The following is an 18,798-nucleotide window of genomic DNA, read 5'->3' on the forward strand; positions in this document are numbered from 1 at the left end:
GAGTTCACCTTTATTTTTGACAAATAAAGAAAATTCTTTCCGCTGAAGAATGCGGTTGACTTTCTACTTGAAAATCACTACAAATGTTTAAAACCTGAAAAGAAGCTGCCTCTAACAAAGAAGTGTATTCCTCAATTGAGTATGTTCGTTGGTAGTGTACTTCATCATATCGCTCATAGAGTTGTTCTCGTTTAACAAAAAACGTCATATCGTGTTCAATACTGTGTTCTTCGTCGCCTAAAAAGGAATTCCAAATAAAGCTAACTTCTTCATCTTGATCAGCAAAAGTATGATTTGCAAACACATGATGAATTTTATGTATAGAATGGACATCAAAAATAAATAAACCACCATCTTTAAGCTGTTCAAAAACAGAGTGAAAGGTAGCCTTAACATCTTCTTTTGTTTCTAGGTAATTTAGAGAATCACAACAAATTGTTACAACATCAAAAAGTTCAGGAGTACCATTTAATTCTCGCATATCCTGCTTGAGAAATAATACATTCACTTTATTCCTCTCAGCTTTTGATTGTGCAACGGTCAGCATATCTTCACTAAGATCAACACCTGTTACCTCTAAATTATTTTTCGCTAAGGATACCGCTATTTCACCTGTTCCACAGGCTACATCTAAAAGAGTAGTTGCTCCCTTATGATACCTTGCTATAGAGTCCTGTATAAACTCAACCCACTGATCATAGGGAGCATCTTTCATTAGATGATCATAAATATAGGCAAAGCCTTTATAAATCATTGCTCTAGCTCACTAGCGAGATCCTCTGTTGGAGCATCTCCCCATAAACGCTCTAAATTATAATAGCCTCTTTCATCTTTATGAAAAACATGGGCAACAACGTCACCTAAGTCAATTAAAATCCATCGAGCTTCATCAAAGCCTTCAAGTCGTTTAACATTCATACCTGTTTCTTCAGCTTGTTCTTTTATTTCTCTAGCAATAGCTTGTACCTGCTTATCTGAGTTTCCGTGGCAAATAAAAAAATAATCGGCTATAAGGGAAATTCCATTCATGTTTAGTGCAATAATGTCCTCTGCACGCTTACTGTCTGCTGCTTTTGCTACTGTTGTTAAAATATCTCTACCTGTCATTAACTCGATTTTCCTCCTTGTAAAACTAAATAATTGTATGTTTTAATCGTATCTGGATAAATAGCTTGATTTTTTTTAGTAAGAATGTAATCGTATTTTGTAAAGATTTGATTAATGCCTGATCTAAATTGGTCTTAGCAAGCTCTCTTACTTCCTCCACACCAGGAAATTGTCTACCTGGTTCTATATAGTCTGCCACATAAATGATTTTTTCAAGCAATGTCATATCAGGACGCCCAGATGTGTGGTATTTAATTGCCTTTAAAACCTCTTTGTCTTTAATGCCTACTTCTTTTTTTACAAGATAGGCACCAACAGGAGCATGCCAAAGCTCACTATTATGTTCTAACAATTTCTTGGGCATATCTTGTTCTTCAATAATTTTTTTCATTTCTTTTTTTGGTCTGAACTTAGCATAATCATGAAAAATAGCTGCTGTTTCTGCCCTTTTAACATCTCCCCCGTACAACTCAGCCAAGGAAATAGCTGTCTCCATGACACCCAGTGTATGAACATAACGATGCTCTGTTAATTGCTCAGCAACAATCTTCAAGGCTTTATCACGTTCCATATAAATGATTCTCCTCTATATATCTTTTCACATTGTCCTGCAGAAGATAATCAGTATTTCCATTTATTCTTAAACGTTCTCTTAACATCGTTGAAGATACCTCAAACTGAGGAATTTCCACCTCAGTAACCGGGTATAAAGAGCTTGTCTTAAATCCAGCTCTTTTCACACCAACAAAAGTAACCAATTTAATTATCTCATCTATTTGATGCCATTTTGGTAAATACTCAATCATATCTGCCCCTATTATAAAATAAAAACCATATTCAGGGTATTCTTCAAGCAGCAACCTTAACGTATCATATGTATAAGATGGACCTTCACGTTCTAATTCAATTGTATTTACTTCAAAATGCTGATGATCATTAATAGCAAGCTTAAGCATATTAAGCCGATGTTTACTATCAGTAAAATGCTCAGTTTGTTTATGAGGAGGAATTTGGTTAGGAATAAACCAGATTTCCGATAATTGCAAAGCATGTAATACTTCACTAGCAATTAATAGGTGGCCCAAATGCGGTGGATCAAACGTTCCACCTAGTATTCCTATTTTCTTTTTCATTCCCCATCCCCCCATAGATTAATTTGGTAAACGGATTTGTTTATTCTCTTTAGATTCTTTATACAAAACAATCGTGTTTCCGATGATTTGTACAAGTTCAGCTCCTGTACCTTCCACAATCTCTTTAGCGACAGTATTTTTATCTTCTTCACAGTTTTGTAGTACAGATACTTTAAATAACTCACGTGCTTCTAGTGCATCTGATAGCTGATTAATCATATTTTCATTCACGCCACCTTTTCCAACTTGAAAAATCGGGTTTAAATGATGGGCTTCTGAACGTAAAAATCTTTTTTGCTTACCTGTTAGCATGATGTACCTCCTAGTTTGTTATGAACAATTGCTGACATTTTTTCAATTGATGGAGTTTTTCCTGTCCATAACTCAAACGCAAGGGCTGCTTGATGGACAAACATCCCAACACCTGTATGAACGGTTAATCCCAGGGATTTCGCCTCTTTTAAAAGAGCGGTTTGAATTGGATTATAAATAATATCGCTTACTACCGCCGAATTTTTGGCATTAACTAATGAGATTGGCTTTTGATCAACATTTGGATGAAGCCCCACGGCAGTGGTTTGAATAATAATGTCATACTCTTGAATATTTTCTTTAGCCTCTTCTAATGATAAGGCTTTGCTTGTGTTTAAAAAAGGACATTCTTTAATTAATTCCTCAGCTTTTGAAATCGTTCGGTTACATACATCAACATGCTGAGATCCAGAATGCGTAAGTGTGAGATAAATTCCTCGAGCTGCACCCCCTGCACCAATAATTAGTACTTTATTCTCTGACAGAGGTTTTTTAATCACTTCTATTAATGACTGAACATATCCATTACCATCTGTATTATGACCAATCAATTGTCCATTTTCATTAACTACTGTATTAACTGCTCCTGCAATCTTTGCAGTTTCATCCAGTTGATCTAAATAAGGAATAATGGATATTTTATGTGGAATTGTTACATTAAAACCCTTAATATCAAGGGTTTTTAAGGCTTGAACTGCTTCTTCTAGACGGTCTGGTTCAACATGAAACGCATGATAATGACCATCTAAGTTATTTTCTTGAAATGCATCATTATGAATAGCTGGTGACATCGAATGCTCAACCGGACACCCAATTAAACCGTATAACTTCCCCATATCTATCATCTCTCCCCAATTTAAATTAATGATTTTCTTAACGTAACATTAACTCCCTTTGGGGCATAGGCAACGATTTTTTTCCCAGGATTATTAACAGTCACCCACCCCAACCCTGAAAAGACCACATCTGTTTTTCCTTCACTAATTGAAAATTCATGAGGAATTAGTTTTGGAAAGGTTTCAACCTCTTCTTTTCGTGGTGGTGTTAATAATTCCCCTGCATGCTTTTCATACAAAGAATCTGCATTTTCTAGCTTTGTTCGATGAATGGTTAATTCATTTGGAATATAGCAAACCAATGCTTCTCTTCCACCTGCTACATAATCCAGTCGAGCCAACCCACCGAAATACAATGTTTGACTTTCATTTAATTGAAACACTTTTGGTTTGATTTCTTTTTTAGGACTTAATAGCTTTAAATCGCGTTTATCAACATAATGAGCCATTTGGTGGTGATTAATAATTCCTGGAGTGTCGTATAAGGATGCCCCATTGTCCAATGGAATTTCGATCAAATCTAATGTTGTACCTGGATAATGTGAAGTTGTGATAACATCATTGACGCCTGCTACTTCTTTAATCATTCGATTAATAAAGGTCGACTTTCCAACATTTGTACATCCTACAACATACACATCTTGTCCATCACGGTATTCATCAATTAATTCAGCAACCTCTCTAATACCGTGGCCTCTTGCAGAGCTTACTAAACAAACATCGATTGGCTTTAAGCCTAATTCCTTTGCTTCTCTCTTCATCCAATTGATCAGCTTTTGTTTTTTGACTGATTTCGGTAATATATCACTTTTGTTTCCTACTAATAATATTGGATTACCTTTTACAAAGCGTTGAATTCCCTGCAACCAACTTCCGCTGAAATCGAATATATCAACAATTTTTACAATTAATCCATTCGTTTCACCTATGCCGTGTAAAATCTTTAAAAAGTCATCATCTGTTAGTGAAACATCCTGTATTTCATTATAATTTTTTAAGCGAAAACATCTTTGACAAATAATCTCTTCTTTTTCTAGTGCACTTGGTGGAGCATAACCCAGTATCTTAGGGTCTTCAGTTTGAATGGCTACCCCACAACCTATACATGAAAATTGTTGCTCTGACACGTTTTTATTCCTCCCATTGAATCATACCTTTTCGTTTCAAGTTTTCCATGATTCTCCGTTCTATCATTCGGTTAATTCTTGTAAAAAAACCATCTGTTGAAGCAACTGGAACAACCAAAATCGTTTGAAAACCATTTCGGTTTCCACCTAAAACGTCTGTTAAAAGCTGATCACCAATAACAACGACTTCTTCTTTTTTTAAGTTCATATCTTTTACAGCTTTTAAAAATGCCTTGCCCATTGGTTTTCTAGCCTTATAGATAAATGGGATTGAATGAGGCTCCGAGAATGCCTTTACACGTTGTTCGTTATTATTAGAAACAATTGTAATCTTCATTCCCAGATCTTTTACCTCTTTAAACCACTCAAGCAACTGTGGAGTTGCATTTGGGCGGTCCCATTCGACAAGTGTATTATCTAAGTCTGTAATAATTCCCTTTATTCCACTCTCTTTTAATTTCTTAGGAGAAATATGAAAAATACTTTTTACATATTCACCAGGTAAAAATATCTGTAGCATGAGTTTTGACACCTCATTATTCATTTTTTTGCCATCTTACATCATAACGAATTTAAAACATACTTTCAAAACAAAATTAAAGTATATGTGTAAAAGGTAGAAAAAATCCCAAAAACTTTTCGACAAATTCCGACCCTCTTCAACAGGTGTGGATAATATTATACACATTATCCCCCTTGAAATACCTCATTTAATCCACCTTATAAACAAGATACCCACAATTTATCCACTATTAAATGTGGATAACAGAACGGTTGTTCTCACAAATTATTCATGATAGATTTAAATCAATAGCAAAATATAACATTTTAATACAATGACTTACTAAGCAAGATTGAATCACTGCTTTACCAAAAAGATATGAAAAATGTTAGGAGGTGTAGAGCCAACTTAATTGGCCACCCAACATGCGCAAACTTTCTGACGAGTTATTAATTGAATCGTATTTTAAAGCAACTGAAATGAAACTAAATGATGATTTTATAGAACTAATTATTATGGAAATTAAGCGCCGTTCTTTAGGACATGTATTAAAAGCTTCTTCATAAGCTTCTACATGCCGCTTAGACGGCTTTTTTTTATCTTTGCTCTTAATATGTTATCCAATCAAATTTCACACTACACGCATACTTATTATGTATCTTCTAATTTGTGAATGTTATTATACCATTAGTTCACATGTACCACTATAATTATTTATCAAGGTACATGAAATAACCCCCTATCGTGCTGGGGGTTCATAACTTTACTTATAATAGTTGTAATAATAGTATCCTCCACCAATAACCAAAAGTAAGATTAACAGCACGACGATAAATGCATACCAATACCCATATCCAGTTCCCCCTGCAGCATTTGCATAATATGGGTATGGTGCAGGACCATATGGTGAATATCCGTACATCCTTATTTCCTCCTTCTATGATGATAACTACTTTATAAATATGAACAATTCCCCCATACCGTTTAGGCTGATATCCATAAATCGTCCAAAAAAATATTCTGTTAAAACTTATTATTAGCTTTTTTATGTGTACAGACACGAACAAGCCTCTACTTACATACACATGACTTATAGGCACTTGCCTACATAAAGTTTTACTGGAGGTGGAGGTATGACAGGTTCATAACAGCACTTGGCTTTTTTGTTAAAGAATTAGTGTTCTTAGTATCTTATGTGAAGAATAATGCCTTTCCACAGCCTTTGTCTGCGTCAGACGAAAAGAAGTATTTAGAAAAAATGTCTGAGGGAGATGAATACGCAAGAAACCTTTTAATTGAACACAACTTGCGTCTCGTTGCCCATATTGTAAAAAAATTTGAAAACACCGGAGAAGACTCGGAAGATTTAATTTCAATTGGAACAATCGGCTTAATAAAAGCAATAGAAAGCTACTCACAAGGTAAAGGAACAAAATTAGCCACGTATGCGGCTAGATGTATTGAAAATGAAATTCTGATGCATTTACGGGCATTAAAGAAAACCAAAAAAGACGTTTCCTTACACGATCCAATCGGTCAAGATAAAGAGGGTAACGAAATCAGCTTAATTGACGTGTTGAAATCTGAAAATGAAGATGTCATTGAAACAATCCAATTAAATATGGAACTTGAAAAGGTTAAGGAATATATTGATATTCTTGATGGAAGAGAACGTGAAGTTATTGTTGGCAGGTTTGGTCTCGATCTTAAAAAGGAAAAAACTCAACGTGAGATTGCAAAAGAATTGGGTATATCAAGGAGCTATGTATCTCGAATCGAAAAGCGGGCTTTAATGAAGATGTTCCACGAATTTTACCGAGCTGAAAAAGAGAAGAGAAACCGTTTAAAGGAAAAATAAGCGTAACATAAAAAGAGAAGGGAGTTTAACCCCCTTCTCTTTTTGCATTTTTATTTACTGCTTAGCTAGGCAGTGTCCTTCTCAACAGTTAAATGTAATAATAATTCAATCTTCATCATTTTCATCGCCTCCAAATTTTTAGTAAGTCGTTTCAATTACATTTCACGATAAACTCCAAATTGTTTTTCTTTCATTTCATCCATTCTTTTTTGGATCTCTTGATTTCTTTCAACATCATTTTTTGAATTTTTTCTTTTTGAAACTGAAAGGGTCAATGTGATAAAAAATAAGTTAATTGTCATGTGTATCACCTCCTTTAAAGCATTTAACACCTCTTGCTGTCTTTACACAGGTTGCCAAATCTTTTAGAGGACACTCCTTTTTAGGAGTCTTTTATTTTCTTTAACAGTAAAGATAGGAAGTAAGAACACATGGGTACTTGATGACCGTCGAATGCTACACGATCGTCCATAATTACTGAAAAAAGTAAATAAAAACGCCACAGGGGGCAACCTGTGACGTAATAAAGACATATAAAACGCCACAAGTTAAACCTATCAACCTGTGGCGTGTGGTTACTTTTATCATGAAATGTAAAAATAAACTACTATTGAGATACACCAGTGTGGTCGAATAGATCTTTTATTATTTTGTTGTTTTGTTTTTTAGATAAAGCAATACATTTGATCATTTTCTTCGACCTCCTTAAGTTTATTTATTACAATGGTAATTATATCCACAATTTCCATTTCTGTAAACAACATTTTTCACTTTTATTAAAGTTTATATTTTCTGATAATTAATCCTAAAATTAACTGTCTATAACACAAAAAAACCGATCCATTTAAAGATCGGTTTTTTTAATGTTCCTCTATTTGATCTAACTGTTTTTTAAAATGTAAGGACTTTTTAAAACATAGGAATGATCCAATTAAAAACAATACAGTTGTAACCATTAGGACAGTGTCATAAAGTTCTTGTTTTCCTTCGTCAGGAATTACAACACCAATATATAAGAAAACACTAACGGCCAATAGAATAAAGGCATAGTGCTTAAAATCCATCATAAGTGCCTGTAGCTTTTTCTTAGTCATTTCATCACCTACTAAAAGTGTTATACAAACACAATAACACAGACTAGTAGACTATGAATCAAGTAAATAAATCCAAATGAGGGAACCTATAAAAAAGTCGATCATGAACGAATATTCATGATCGACTTCTTTAAATGGACTCAACAATCTTTAAGACTAAATTAGCTGAATGCTTAGCAGCTTGACCTAAGAATTGATCAAAAGAGATATTAGATTCTTTACCAGCAATATCAGATAGTGCTCTTATCACAACAAAAGGTACTTCAAATTGATGACATACCTGAGCAATTGCGGCAGCTTCCATTTCACCGGCATATAAATTTTGAAATTTACTACGGATAAACTCAACTTTGTCTGGATCACTTAAGAAAGAGTCACCTGTTACTATCAATCCCTTTGCTACCTGTATGTCAGTTATTTCTTCTGCTTTTTTTGTTGCAATATCAACAAGCTTAGCATCTGGAGTATATGCTGCAGGCAGCCCTGGTACTTGTCCATACTCATAACCGAATGCTGTAACATCAACGTCATTGTGTCGAACTTCAGTAGAAATAACAACATCTCCTACATTTAAAGAAGAATGAAACCCTCCTGCAGATCCAGTATTAATAACATAATCAGGCTGATAACGATCCAAAAGCAAAGTTGTACTTAATGCTGCATTTACTTTTCCAATTCCAGACTTTAAAAGAATAACTTCAATCCCTTTGTAAAAGCCCCTTTGTAAATTCACTTCCAGCTATCACTTGCTGCTCTTTGTTATCCAGTTTATCTCTTAGGATGGTAACCTCTTCTTCCATCGCTCCAATAATCGCAACTTTCATTTCATTTCATTCCTTCCTTGTGTATCTATAAACATTATGCTATGTAGTTATGCAGTCTCCTAATAGAGTTTACCCATTTCAAGTCCTTAAAGCAAGGTCAAACAGGTCATGCATCATCGTTATGGTGTTTAAGCTACTCTTTTGGTACTATTTATGGTAGATAAAATCAACTAGTTTTGAGGTGTGAATTCATGAATTTACAATTAGATTTACTTAAAGATAAGATAGAGTTTTTTGAGGCACAAACGATAAAAGACCTTGAGAAGAAAATAAATGAACAAATTGTTCATAACCAAGCTATTTTATTGCATGTTCACTCAGTATCACATCAGATGCACGTGAACGAGGAAGGGAAAAAATTTTACAGTGCTGTTGTTCATTTTAAAGCAAACTTTTAACAATAAAAAAAGATGTTTGTACGGTCACAATTAACCGTATAAACATCCTTTTTATTATTGTAATTTTTCTATTTTTGTAGGCATCCAGCCTTCATTCTCAACCCATGTAATATACACTTTATATTTTACAGATTGATCTTTTGGTGAAATTGTTCCTGCTGCATCATTTGGTCCACCATTATTACCAAGATACCAAATAATCATATCTGATTCAGGAATACCTGTTGCATAGCTCAAAGCCTTTGTCATCTCATTCCAATCCTGTGAACCCTTAGTATAGTTTGCTGAATGAGGCTCTGATTGAGAAGTCCCAATTGGTGCCCATCCAGAACTTTCAATTGTTTCTGCAATACCTGATTCTGGATCTCCCTCGGTAATGGTTGCTTCATCAAATGAATCTTCAATTTCTGATTCAGTTTCTTCTTTCTGATCCATATCTTCATCAGTATCTTCTTGTTTAGCTTCTTCGCTGCCATCTTCGGTGTTTTTATCTGAATTCTCTTTTTGATTTTCTTCCTTATCGGTATCAGGGTTTTCCTCTTCAGCTTTATTTTCTTCACTTGCCACTTGTATATCTGGTTGTTCATTGTATTTAGCTGTTTTTTCAGATTGGTTTGCACCCAAGATAAGTTGAGAGCCAATAACAAAAATAAGGACTAATACAATACCAATTAAAGTGTTTAGTACTATATTTGTTTTTCTTTTCTTATCTCTTTTTTCATAACGAGAGCTGTTTAAATGTTGATTACTCAATGCCCTACACTCCTTTATCCCTCAAACCTTCAGTCTTTATTCTAGCATTAGTACTATTTTCTATCTAGTCGTATCATAAAGCTTAATCCCAAGGATTTCCACTCCTAAATTAGTTTTTTCGTTCGTCAATTTTAGACATCTCTTCTGCAACATCATAAAATGCTGCATTTGTACCGGCCTCAGCACTTGTTGTATCCATTTCAACTACGACCAGTGCATATCTAGGATTAGAAGATGGAAAGTACCCCGCAAACCATTTGTTGTATAATGTATGACCATTCTCATCTTTTTTCCCTGTTTGTGCTGTCCCTGATTTACCTGATACCTCAAAAGAAGAAGTTTGAAACCTTCTACCTGTCCCCTCAGGGTCTGTGACGACTAATCGAAGAAGTTTTTGTAGCTTGGATGCAGTAATTGGTGAAAGTTCTTCTCCTCCTAAAGAATTAGACGTAAATGAGAACATATTTGTTCCATTTTTATATAATATATTTTTTACGATTTTTATTTGTTCTTTTTGACCGCCTCTTGCGATAGTTGCCATCATATTTGCAATAGCAAGCGGTGTAATTTTTACATTTTTTTGACCAATAGCCGTTTGATCAATAGCTTTTGCTACACTTTTATCTTTTTCATCTCCCCAAATATTACCTGTTTTTTCATCAGGCAGCTGTTTAAAATTTTCATAATGGAATACTTCACCACTCCAGCCAGCCGGCCCGATTAATCCTAATTTATCAGCAGTATTTTCAATTACATTTTTATCTTTTTCCATTAATTCCTCTGCTAAAGTTGTAAAAGTATAATTACAGCTTTTTGCGAAGCTTCTTTCAAAAGAAAGTTGTCCATCATCCTGACCACCATCATCTTCTCCATATAAATTTAAACTACAATTAAATTGTCTTGTAGCATCATCTAAACCATATTCAATTGCTGCTGCAGAAATGACAGTTTTAAATACTGAACCAGGAAAAAGAGGCTGTAACATATAGTTTGTTAGCGTAGTTGATTCAGAACGATTTAACGTTGGCCTGCTTACCATTGACAAGATCTCATTATTTTCAATGTCCAGTAAAACAAGTCCACCTTTTTCAACTTTTTGTTTATCCAATACTTTTTCCGCCATCTCCTGTATATTTTTATCAATTGTCGTTTGAACGGTTACAGGATAAAAAGGATTTGAATCAGCAATGTATTTTACATTAATTCCAAATAAAGGATGACCGTCTCCATCAACATGGTATAGAAGTTTTGTTTCTGCATCTGGCAATAAGAATTCATCAAATGCCTTTTCAAGTCCTGTTACACCAATTTTTGTTTTATAAGATAAGTCAGTACGATCTGGATACTTTTCCCTCAAGCGTTCAGCGTTTTCACCGGTAATTCCGATTATATGTTCGCCTAATGATTCGTCTAAGAGAGTTTGTCGATAAATCCCAAATACTCCAGGTATCTCAAGTTCATTTATTTTTTCTAATTCTGCTTTTGTTAATCTAAGTCCATCGTCTTTAGAAAGAACTACTGGCTCTTTTGTACCCGAAACTAGTCCCTTTAGTTCATCGCTTGAGATGTTAACAATTTTAGACAATTCCTCTGCAGGCCATGAAGTTTCTTTTAAAAAGGGAAATAATACAAGCGAAGGTTCTGCGTGTTTTTGAATTGATTCTCCATTTCGATCCACGAAACGACCTCTACCGTCATCAATAACAACTTCCTGTGTTCTTTGATTCACACTTTCCTGAACAAGATTTACGCCTTTTTTCGAAAATGATTCTGTGTGAATTAATTGGATATCCGCTAACCTGTATAAAGTAGCACATAGCATGAGTATAAAGAAAATACCTACAACAAGCATTCTTCTATTTGGATTCATAAAAACCTCCTGCAGGTGTTTATAGATCCCATTTATAACGGTATATGCACCATTAAATAAAAAACACCTCGTCTCCATTTTGGACGAGGTGTTTCGTATATAAACCTTTTATTAGCTAATGTTCACAATTTTAACAAGCATTTCTCCGCCTGGTGTTTGAACAGTTACTTCATCATCGACCTTTTTACCTAATAAACTTTTCGCAATTGGAGAATCGTTTGAAATTTTACCTTCAAAAGGATCAGCTTCAGCACTACCAACTATTGTATATGTTTCTTCCTCACCGTCTGGAAGCTCTGTGAATGTAACAGTACGCCCTAATGAAACGGAGCTTGTATCTGCTTCACCTTCGATGATTTTTGCATTTCGGATCATATTTTCTAATGTTGTAATACGACCTTCAACAAATGCTTGTTCTTCTTTTGCAGAATCATACTCAGAGTTCTCAGATAGATCTCCAAAGCTTCGCGCAATTTTAATTCTTTCTACTACTTCTTTTCGCTTAACCGTTTTCAAATATTCAAGCTCTTGCTCAAGCTTATCTTTACCTTCCTGAGTCATAGGAAAAACTTTTTCTTGTGCCATGTTTGTTCCACTCCTTCTAGTAGACTTTCCCCGTCGTACTGAATCATTCATGCTTGTTACTTTCTTTATCTTTAATGAAAATAAATATGTAAAGCTAAGGCATCTTATTGCCTTAAGGGAGAAAGATGTTGAAGCATATTTTCATTTAAATATTATCAGGCATCGTATTGACTTGATAGTATGTAAAAAAGCAAGGGCAACAAAGTGTGCCCTTCACCTATCATATCCCACATAAAAAAGAAAATGATTACCTATACATAATATGATCACAGTAGACTTTATCTATGCTATGTTATTACAAAATTGCATTTAGTTCAAGAATTGTTTGAATTTTTGTTACCATTAAGTCAATTGCAACCATATTTTGTCCACCTTCAGGGATGATTATATCTGCATATCTTTTTGTAGGTTCAATGAATTGATTATGCATGGGCCTGACGACAGAAATATATTGTTCAATAACTGAGTCAATTGAACGCCCACGCTCTTTAATATCACGTAGGATACGGCGAATAATTCTAAGATCTGCATCGGTATCTACGAAAAGCTTAATATCCATTAAATCACGTAAACGTTCATCCTCTAAGATAAGGATTCCTTCTAAGATGATAACATCCTTTGGCTCTACTACAATAACATCTTCAGATCTTGTATGCAATTTATAGTCATAAACCGGTTTTTCAATGGCTTCATGATGTAGTAACATGTTTAAATGCTCAATCAATAAATCATTATCAAAAGCAAATGGATGATCATAGTTTGTATTTAACCTTTGTTCAAAGGGTAAATGACTTTGATCTTTATAATAGAAATCTTGTTCAAGCATTAAAATTGAGTGTCCTTTAAAATGTTCGTAGATTGCTTTTGTAACGCTCGTCTTACCAGAACCTGAGCCTCCAGCAACCCCAATGACAACCGGTTTTTTTGCCATTTGTGTTAGAACCCCTTTCGCATCATGTTGTTTCTAAAGACTGGTTTATCCACTTTGAATCTTACAATTTGTAGTGGATGGCGCTGCATCAAGCTCTTTACCATCTTCATCCCAAATCTTCTCAACTGTTTGTGTAAAGTTTTCAATTTCCGGACCGAAGAATTCAACTGTTTCACCAGGCTTAAAATGATTACGCTGCTGAAGTGTAACCATTTGCGTTTCATTGTCATAATCCAATACAAGTCCTGCAAAATCATATTCCGTTTTTTTGCTGTGGTTACCAAACATCTGTTGTTGAAACCCTGGAACTCCTTCAAAGAAAGCAGAAGCAGTTTCACGATTTGCACATTTGTCCAGCTCTTTTAGCCATTCCGGGTTGATTTTAAAGTTATCAGGATCTGCACAGTATGCATCAATCACTTTGCGATAAACGCTGACTACTGTAGCTACATAATGAATAGACTTCATTCGACCTTCAATTTTCAAACTATCAATTCCTAGCTCTATCATCTTAGGAATTGACTCAATTAAGTTTAAATCTTTTGGACTCATGGCAAAATGTGCATCTTTTTCTTCAAATAAAGCTACTTCCTCATTATCTTTCAACTTAAAGAGATCATAATCCCAACGACAAGATTGACAACAACCACCACGATTTGAGTCACGAGCAGTCATATGATTACTTAAAGTACAACGACCTGAATAGGCAATACACATCGCACCATGGATAAACGCTTCGATTTCAATATCAACTTTTTCTTTCATTTCCTTAATTTCTTCTGCACTAGTCTCACGAGCTAATACAACACGCTCGAGTCCTTCTTCTTTCCAAAACTGAACTGCTTTCCAGTTTGAAAGAGATTGCTGAGTACTTAAATGTACCTCAAGCTTTGGCGCAACCCGACGACATGTTTCGATAATTAATGGATCAGCTACAATGATTCCTGTTACACCTGCATCCTGAAGTCCCATTAAATATTCATCAAGACCGTCAATGTTTTCATTATGTGCAAATATGTTTGTTGTTACATAAATTTTAGCACCATATTTATTGGCAAACTGTACACCCTCTGCCATTTCCTCTAAGGAGAAATTACCTGCATTTGAGCGTAAACCATACTCTTGTCCACCAATAAAAACCGCATCCGCACCATAATGAACAGCGATTTTTAATTTTTCTAAATTACCAGCAGGTGCTAATAATTCTGGTTTTTTCGTAATGACTCGTTTTCCATCAACGATTTCTGAAATTTCATCAATAACTGCAGTCAATTTTTTCACTCCTTTGTTCATTTATAATAAAATTAATACACTGTTTCTTTAAAGAAAAATCCTGTATCTAAAGGACGGTTTTTCGCCTGTAATTCTTCTATTTCTTCTAATAACGTATCTTTTACCTCTTCATATTCAGCATTATTCTCAACACAAAGATCAATTGCTTTTCGGTATTTTTTTGTTACTTCAATAATATATTCAGGGGTTTGAAGAACTCCATCAATCTTGAATGAATCCACACCTGCATCAATCATTTCTCCGAGCTCATCAATAATACACATATCATTTGGACTCATAATATGTGTGCCATTCACGTCTTCAAAAATCGGATATTTATTATCTCGTTCTGGATCAAATAGGAACATTGATTCGTTTTGATCACGTTTTTCTATCTTCAATGCTTTACCTTGGTATTCAAAATAATTTCCTAAAAGATTTCGTTTAGATTGGAACATACAAGTCATGCCATGAACTTGTACTTCAATCTCAACTTCTGCATTCTCTTTTATTTCCACAATAGCATCCATACTTAATTCTCTTGCAAGTACAGCGCGTTTTGCACCCTTTCTTCCCCAATAATTACATGTATACCAGTTAGTTGCTGTTGTTTCCGTATTCCAATGGAGCTTTAACTCTGGAGCAACCTCTTTAGCAGCCATTAACACAGCCGGATCACCGAAAATAACAGCGTCTGGCTTGATTTCATTTAAAAACGATAAATATTTTTCAACCTCTTCTATTGTTTCATTATGAAAAACTGCATTCATTGCAACGTACACTTTTTTATTATGTTTATGAGCAATATTAATTGTTTCTCTCACTTGGTCTTGTGAGAATTCACCTGCAAGTCTAAGACCAAACTTTTGTTCACCAATAACAAATGCATCTGCACCGGCATGAATTAAAGGGAGAATATCTTCTAATTGTTTTGGTGTTACTAATAATTCTGGTTTCTTCATTTTCCAACCACCTCGTTACCTTTCATTTTCTTCTAGTAACAGCAATTCCGTCTCCAACCGGAATGAATGTTGTTTCATAGCCTTCTAACGTAGACAACATCTTGTTATATTCATCTAATTTTCTAACAAGTGTACGTTGTCTTCTTGTGCTCAGTTCTGTACGATCTCTTGCAACGGTTCCTTTAAATAACACATTATCCGTATAAATCATCCCTGTTTTTGACAACATTGGTTCATATAAATCATAAAACTTCTTATATTTAGCTTTTGTAGCATCTATAAACATAGCATCGAATGGACCATGTTTCTCTATTTCATCAGCTAGTGTTAAGGCATCTCCAAGATAGGTGATAATCCGATTCTCTAGTCCAAGATGTTTAATATTTTGTTGAGCTACTTCAAAGCGTTCTTCATCCATTTCAACACTAATAATCTGTGTTTGTGGCAATTGAAGTGCCATACGGATAGCTGAATACCCGATAGCCGTTCCAATTTCAAAAATTTTTGTTGGCTTTTGCATAGATAAAAGCAACAAAAGTACTTCTATACCTATCTTCTCCATTATCGGAACTTCATGCTCTTGTGCATACTGTTCTATTTCTTTAACAAATTGTGGACTTTCTGGAATTAAGTTCTCCACATACATGATCACGTCATTAGGTAACATGTGGCCCCTCCTGCAGATTTAAAGCGCCAACTGAAAACTTGAGGAAGATCAAACCATACCTGCAGTAGTCATATAGCGCTAATGTAAACTAAAGATGATATCAAATCACGAAAAGAAGAGCCCCATACATGAGAACTCTTGTTTTAGCATTTATAATATTTTCGTTTCAATTAACAACTCGATATATTTTACCACAATAAGAAAGGGAAAGCGAATAGTTAATTCACAATCCCTTTCATTTCCTCTACTGATTTGTAATGTGCTTATTTTTTTCTTTGTTATGCTCATCTAAAGTCTTAGTAAAAATGACGTCTCCTTGCTTTGTAGCAAGAAAGTATAAGAAGTCTGTTTCTTCTGGATTAAGAGCAGCTACAAATGAAACTTCTCCGGCATTTGCAATTGGTCCTGGAGGTAATCCACGATTTTGATAGGTGTTATAAGGTGAATCGACCTCTAAATCAGCATATAATACACGATCTTTATGTTCTCCTAATGCATATAACACAGTCGGATCTGTTTGCAATGGCATTTTTATTTCCATTCGATTATAAAATACACTTGATATTTTTTCACGATCAGCTTTTTCTGTTGCCTCTTCTTCAATTAATGAAGCCATTGTAACTAATCTGTGCACACTCATATTTTTTTCCTGTAATTGCGGAATATATTTTGCTACTACTTCACTCATTTTTTGTACCATTGGTTCAAGAACTTCTTCTAATGTTGGCTTTTCTGTATAGTATGGGTAAGTTGCAGGAAATAAATATCCTTCCAAAGCATACTTGATATTCTCTTGATAAATATCATCTGTTAATAAGTCTGGATATTTTGCCTTCATTGAATCAATAAAAGCCTTGTCCGTTAGAGTAGCTAAAACCTCTTTTTCTGTATAAGGTGTATTATTTGCAATAATAGAGGCAATCTCTGTAAGTTGTCTTCCTTCAGGTATGGTAATTTGAAAAACAGCTTCATCCATGACTTTTCCTTTTTTAAGTGTTGAAATAATATCTGTAATTGTCATTGATTTTGCTAGCTGATAGTCACCAGCCTGAAAACCTGATTCATTTTTAAATTTTATATAATATTTAAAGACTCGATCATCTTTAATAATGCCGCTCTCTTCTAATATTTTTGAAATACTAGAAACAGACGATCCAATCGGTATAGTGACATCAATTGCTGTTTGATCATTAGGATCTATCGGCTGTAATGAAGACTTAATATATAAATATCCGCCACCGATTACCCCTGAAAAAACAATTAGAAGAACGATGAATACTGTTAAAACAATCTTTCTTACAACCTTCGCTTCACTTTGTTTTTCCAGTAACTTTTCGCGGAATGTATCTTTTTTCGAATCATCAGACATGTTGTATCCCCCTCTCATCCCAATTATTATACTACAATGTTCATGATGTTTCGGCAATTTTTTTAAGACAAGGAGAAAATTCATAGTATTAGCACAATGATCAAAAAAAAAACAAAGAAAAAGGGACAAAAGAATGATTCTTTTGTCCCTCACATTTTATTCTTCCTCTTCTTCATCCAGAAACGTATTTAACATTTCTTCAATTAAGTCCCACTCTTCGTCAGTTTCGATTGGTTCTAGTTCACCATCTTCTCCATCCGCATGGGGATTAAAGCTTGATGCATGAATCTCAATCTCTTCACTGTCATCTTCATCAGCGCCTACTGGATAATAAAGTACATAAGATTTTTTGAATTCTTCTGATTCAAACGTAAATAATACCTCGCAAAGTTGTTCATTTCCATTTTCATCAATTACTGTAATTTGTTTTTCACCGTGATCCATTTTTTCACCTCATAGTATTGTTTGTTAATTTAGACTATCTAAGTAGCCTTGTAAAATCATAACAGCAGCCATTTTATCAATGACTTGTTTCCTTTTCTTACGACTAACATCTGCAGAAATGAGCATTCTTTCAGCAGCCATTGTTGTTAATCGTTCATCCCAAAGTACGACTGGAAGACCAAATTTCTTTGTCAAAATATCAGCAAACCGCTGACTTGCTTCAGCTCTTGGTCCTATTGTCCCGTTCATATTTTTGGGCATTCCTAGAACAATCTTTTCTACATTATGCTGCTCAATGATTTCAGTAAGTCGTCCTAATTTATAGTCTCGACTTTCCTCATTTATTTTAATCGTCTCAATTCCCTGGGCTGTCCACCCTAGCTCATCACTTACAGCCACTCCAAGTGTTTTTGAGCCTAAATCTAATCCTAAAATTCGCATATTATGCCTCTCGGTTTTTTTGTAAGTAAGATTTTACTAGCTCCTCAATTAATTCATCTCGCTCAAGTTTGCGAATTAAATTCCGTGCGTCGCGATGACGGGGAATATAGGCAGGATCACCCGAAAGTAAATATCCAACAATTTGATTAATTGGATTATAGCCTTTTTCTTGTAACGCATCGTACACAGTATAAAGAACTTCATTTACATTGGTTTCGACCGTTTCATCAGAAAAATTAAATTTCATTGTTTTATCAAATGAACTCACCGTTCGCACCTCTTTCTCAGATTCATAATCGGAATCTGCTTGTCC

At 34.6% G+C, this 18,798-nt stretch carries 23 protein-coding genes and 3 pseudogenes; 3 read left to right on the forward strand and 23 right to left on the reverse strand.

From position 1 onward, the window contains the following. Positions 1-10: 10 nt before the first annotated feature. The 8 genes and pseudogenes from MVE64_RS05990 to MVE64_RS06025 all read right to left on the reverse strand — a co-directional run bounded on the left by MVE64_RS05990 (position 11) and on the right by MVE64_RS06025 (position 5,035). Complete coding sequence (locus tag MVE64_RS05990; protein ID WP_247344662.1) at positions 11-754, reverse strand: class I SAM-dependent DNA methyltransferase; 744 nt, start codon at positions 752-754, stop codon at positions 11-13. Continuing rightward, positions 751-1,107, reverse strand: coding sequence for a ribosome silencing factor (gene rsfS / locus MVE64_RS05995; RefSeq protein ID WP_247344663.1), 357 nt, complete (start codon positions 1,105-1,107; stop codon positions 751-753). The genes MVE64_RS05990 and rsfS overlap by 4 nt, the downstream gene beginning before the upstream one ends. Next, positions 1,107-1,678 (reverse strand): annotated as a pseudogene (yqeK, locus tag MVE64_RS06000) (bis(5'-nucleosyl)-tetraphosphatase (symmetrical) YqeK). Before yqeK ends, rsfS begins: the two are co-directional and overlap by 1 nt. Further along, positions 1,668-2,240 carry a nicotinate-nucleotide adenylyltransferase gene (locus tag MVE64_RS06005; RefSeq protein ID WP_247344665.1) on the reverse strand — a complete coding sequence of 191 codons (573 nt, stop codon included), beginning with the start codon at positions 2,238-2,240 and terminating at the stop codon, positions 1,668-1,670. The pseudogene yqeK and the gene MVE64_RS06005 overlap by 11 nt, the downstream one beginning before the upstream one ends. 18 nt (positions 2,241-2,258) lie before the next feature. After that, positions 2,259-2,552 (reverse strand): ribosome assembly RNA-binding protein YhbY, encoded by a 294-nt coding sequence (yhbY, locus tag MVE64_RS06010; protein WP_247344668.1) that lies wholly within the window; start codon positions 2,550-2,552, stop codon positions 2,259-2,261. Continuing rightward, entirely contained in the window at positions 2,546-3,388 is an 843-nt protein-coding gene (aroE, locus tag MVE64_RS06015; RefSeq protein ID WP_247344670.1) for a shikimate dehydrogenase, read from the reverse strand. The genes yhbY and aroE overlap by 7 nt, the downstream gene beginning before the upstream one ends. A 20-nt stretch (positions 3,389-3,408) precedes the next feature. Next, a complete protein-coding gene (gene yqeH, locus MVE64_RS06020; RefSeq protein WP_247344673.1) occupies positions 3,409-4,515 on the reverse strand; it encodes a ribosome biogenesis GTPase YqeH in 1,107 nt (368 codons plus the stop codon). Positions 4,516-4,519: 4 nt separating this feature from the next. Further along, the gene (locus MVE64_RS06025; protein WP_379051266.1) at positions 4,520-5,035 is read right to left on the reverse strand and encodes a YqeG family HAD IIIA-type phosphatase; all 516 of its coding nucleotides are present in this window, start codon (positions 5,033-5,035) and stop codon (positions 4,520-4,522) included. 407 nt (positions 5,036-5,442) lie between these two features. On the opposite strand from MVE64_RS06025, the gene sda reads away from it, so the two are divergent. Continuing rightward, a complete protein-coding gene (sda, locus tag MVE64_RS06030) occupies positions 5,443-5,583 on the forward strand; it encodes a sporulation histidine kinase inhibitor Sda (RefSeq protein WP_121662914.1) in 141 nt (46 codons plus the stop codon). 197 nt (positions 5,584-5,780) lie between these two features. Here sda and MVE64_RS06035 read toward each other — a convergent pair whose 3' ends face one another. Next, positions 5,781-5,939: a hypothetical protein gene (locus MVE64_RS06035; protein WP_162987423.1), complete on the reverse strand. Its 159-nt coding sequence runs from the start codon at positions 5,937-5,939 to the stop codon at positions 5,781-5,783. 222 nt (positions 5,940-6,161) lie between these two features. Here MVE64_RS06035 and sigK point away from each other — a divergent pair, with 222 nt between their 5' ends. After that, the gene (gene sigK, locus MVE64_RS06040; RefSeq protein ID WP_247346977.1) at positions 6,162-6,875 is read left to right on the forward strand and encodes an RNA polymerase sporulation sigma factor SigK; all 714 of its coding nucleotides are present in this window, start codon (positions 6,162-6,164) and stop codon (positions 6,873-6,875) included. Positions 6,876-7,030: 155 nt separating this feature from the next. Here the strand turns inward: sigK and MVE64_RS06045 are convergent, their stop codons facing one another. The 3 genes and pseudogenes from MVE64_RS06045 to mtnN form a co-directional block, all read right to left on the reverse strand. Next, a complete protein-coding gene (locus MVE64_RS06045) occupies positions 7,031-7,177 on the reverse strand; it encodes a YrzI family small protein (RefSeq protein ID WP_121662916.1) in 147 nt (48 codons plus the stop codon). 558 nt (positions 7,178-7,735) lie between these two features. After that, positions 7,736-7,969: a YrhC family protein gene (locus MVE64_RS06050; protein WP_247344677.1), complete on the reverse strand. Its 234-nt coding sequence runs from the start codon at positions 7,967-7,969 to the stop codon at positions 7,736-7,738. Positions 7,970-8,099: 130 nt separating this feature from the next. Further along, positions 8,100-8,793, reverse strand: a pseudogene (gene mtnN, locus MVE64_RS06055) (5'-methylthioadenosine/S-adenosylhomocysteine nucleosidase). Between the two features lie 191 nt (positions 8,794-8,984). Here mtnN and MVE64_RS06060 point away from each other — a divergent pair. Beyond that, positions 8,985-9,191, forward strand: coding sequence for a DUF2536 family protein (locus tag MVE64_RS06060; protein ID WP_098797907.1), 207 nt, complete (start codon positions 8,985-8,987; stop codon positions 9,189-9,191). Positions 9,192-9,245: 54 nt separating this feature from the next. Here MVE64_RS06060 and MVE64_RS06065 read toward each other — a convergent pair whose 3' ends face one another. From MVE64_RS06065 to MVE64_RS06115, 11 genes and pseudogenes are all read right to left on the reverse strand, one after another. After that, positions 9,246-9,944: a YrrS family protein gene (locus tag MVE64_RS06065; protein ID WP_247344680.1), complete on the reverse strand. Its 699-nt coding sequence runs from the start codon at positions 9,942-9,944 to the stop codon at positions 9,246-9,248. 109 nt (positions 9,945-10,053) lie between these two features. After that, complete coding sequence (locus MVE64_RS06070) at positions 10,054-11,814, reverse strand: peptidoglycan D,D-transpeptidase FtsI family protein (RefSeq protein ID WP_247344683.1); 1,761 nt, start codon at positions 11,812-11,814, stop codon at positions 10,054-10,056. Positions 11,815-11,925: 111 nt separating this feature from the next. Then, positions 11,926-12,399 (reverse strand): transcription elongation factor GreA, encoded by a 474-nt coding sequence (gene greA / locus MVE64_RS06075; RefSeq protein ID WP_098797910.1) that lies wholly within the window; start codon positions 12,397-12,399, stop codon positions 11,926-11,928. 295 nt (positions 12,400-12,694) lie between these two features. Beyond that, positions 12,695-13,330 carry a uridine kinase gene (udk, locus tag MVE64_RS06080; protein WP_098797911.1) on the reverse strand — a complete coding sequence of 212 codons (636 nt, stop codon included), beginning with the start codon at positions 13,328-13,330 and terminating at the stop codon, positions 12,695-12,697. A 5-nt stretch (positions 13,331-13,335) separates the two neighbouring features. Beyond that, positions 13,336-14,623 (reverse strand): annotated as a pseudogene (locus MVE64_RS06085) (peptidase U32 family protein). An 11-nt stretch (positions 14,624-14,634) separates the two neighbouring features. Next, positions 14,635-15,564, reverse strand: a complete 930-nt coding sequence (locus MVE64_RS06090; RefSeq protein WP_247344685.1) for a peptidase U32 family protein — start codon at positions 15,562-15,564, stop codon at positions 14,635-14,637. Between the two features lie 22 nt (positions 15,565-15,586). Then, the gene (locus tag MVE64_RS06095) at positions 15,587-16,231 is read right to left on the reverse strand and encodes an O-methyltransferase (protein WP_098797914.1); all 645 of its coding nucleotides are present in this window, start codon (positions 16,229-16,231) and stop codon (positions 15,587-15,589) included. A gap of 244 nt (positions 16,232-16,475) precedes the next feature. Then, complete coding sequence (mltG, locus tag MVE64_RS06100; protein ID WP_247344688.1) at positions 16,476-17,600, reverse strand: endolytic transglycosylase MltG; 1,125 nt, start codon at positions 17,598-17,600, stop codon at positions 16,476-16,478. 156 nt (positions 17,601-17,756) lie between these two features. Beyond that, a complete protein-coding gene (locus MVE64_RS06105; RefSeq protein WP_098797916.1) occupies positions 17,757-18,044 on the reverse strand; it encodes a DUF1292 domain-containing protein in 288 nt (95 codons plus the stop codon). Between the two features lie 24 nt (positions 18,045-18,068). Continuing rightward, entirely contained in the window at positions 18,069-18,485 is a 417-nt protein-coding gene (gene ruvX, locus MVE64_RS06110) for a Holliday junction resolvase RuvX (protein WP_247344690.1), read from the reverse strand. A gap of 1 nt (position 18,486) precedes the next feature. After that, entirely contained in the window at positions 18,487-18,753 is a 267-nt protein-coding gene (locus MVE64_RS06115; RefSeq protein ID WP_026558655.1) for an IreB family regulatory phosphoprotein, read from the reverse strand. Positions 18,754-18,798 lie beyond the last annotated feature (45 nt).

This window comes from Metabacillus endolithicus (assembly GCF_023078335.1).
GTDB lineage: Bacteria > Bacillota > Bacilli > Bacillales > Bacillaceae > Metabacillus > Metabacillus endolithicus.

Excerpts from the sequence above, each read along its gene's own strand:
- MVE64_RS05990 (WP_247344662.1), bottom strand. The coding sequence starts at position 754 with ATGATTTATAAAGGCTTTGCCTATATTTATGATCATCTAATGAAAGAT.
- rsfS (WP_247344663.1), bottom strand. The coding sequence starts at position 1,107 with ATGACAGGTAGAGATATTTTAACAACAGTAGCAAAAGCAGCAGACAGT.
- MVE64_RS06005 (WP_247344665.1), bottom strand. The coding sequence starts at position 2,240 with ATGAAAAAGAAAATAGGAATACTAGGTGGAACGTTTGATCCACCGCAT.
- yhbY (WP_247344668.1), bottom strand. The coding sequence starts at position 2,552 with ATGCTAACAGGTAAGCAAAAAAGATTTTTACGTTCAGAAGCCCATCAT.
- aroE (WP_247344670.1), bottom strand. The coding sequence starts at position 3,388 with ATGGGGAAGTTATACGGTTTAATTGGGTGTCCGGTTGAGCATTCGATG.
- MVE64_RS06025 (WP_379051266.1), bottom strand. The coding sequence starts at position 5,035 with ATGCTACAGATATTTTTACCTGGTGAATATGTAAAAAGTATTTTTCAT.
- sda (WP_121662914.1), top strand. The coding sequence starts at position 5,443 with ATGCGCAAACTTTCTGACGAGTTATTAATTGAATCGTATTTTAAAGCA.
- MVE64_RS06035 (WP_162987423.1), bottom strand. The coding sequence starts at position 5,939 with ATGTACGGATATTCACCATATGGTCCTGCACCATACCCATATTATGCA.
- MVE64_RS06045 (WP_121662916.1), bottom strand. The coding sequence starts at position 7,177 with ATGACAATTAACTTATTTTTTATCACATTGACCCTTTCAGTTTCAAAA.
- MVE64_RS06050 (WP_247344677.1), bottom strand. The coding sequence starts at position 7,969 with ATGACTAAGAAAAAGCTACAGGCACTTATGATGGATTTTAAGCACTAT.
- MVE64_RS06060 (WP_098797907.1), top strand. The coding sequence starts at position 8,985 with ATGAATTTACAATTAGATTTACTTAAAGATAAGATAGAGTTTTTTGAG.
- MVE64_RS06070 (WP_247344683.1), bottom strand. The coding sequence starts at position 11,814 with ATGAATCCAAATAGAAGAATGCTTGTTGTAGGTATTTTCTTTATACTC.
- greA (WP_098797910.1), bottom strand. The coding sequence starts at position 12,399 with ATGGCACAAGAAAAAGTTTTTCCTATGACTCAGGAAGGTAAAGATAAG.
- udk (WP_098797911.1), bottom strand. The coding sequence starts at position 13,330 with ATGGCAAAAAAACCGGTTGTCATTGGGGTTGCTGGAGGCTCAGGTTCT.
- MVE64_RS06090 (WP_247344685.1), bottom strand. The coding sequence starts at position 15,564 with ATGAAGAAACCAGAATTATTAGTAACACCAAAACAATTAGAAGATATT.
- MVE64_RS06095 (WP_098797914.1), bottom strand. The coding sequence starts at position 16,231 with ATGTTACCTAATGACGTGATCATGTATGTGGAGAACTTAATTCCAGAA.
- mltG (WP_247344688.1), bottom strand. The coding sequence starts at position 17,600 with ATGTCTGATGATTCGAAAAAAGATACATTCCGCGAAAAGTTACTGGAA.
- MVE64_RS06105 (WP_098797916.1), bottom strand. The coding sequence starts at position 18,044 with ATGGATCACGGTGAAAAACAAATTACAGTAATTGATGAAAATGGAAAT.
- ruvX (WP_247344690.1), bottom strand. The coding sequence starts at position 18,485 with ATGCGAATTTTAGGATTAGATTTAGGCTCAAAAACACTTGGAGTGGCT.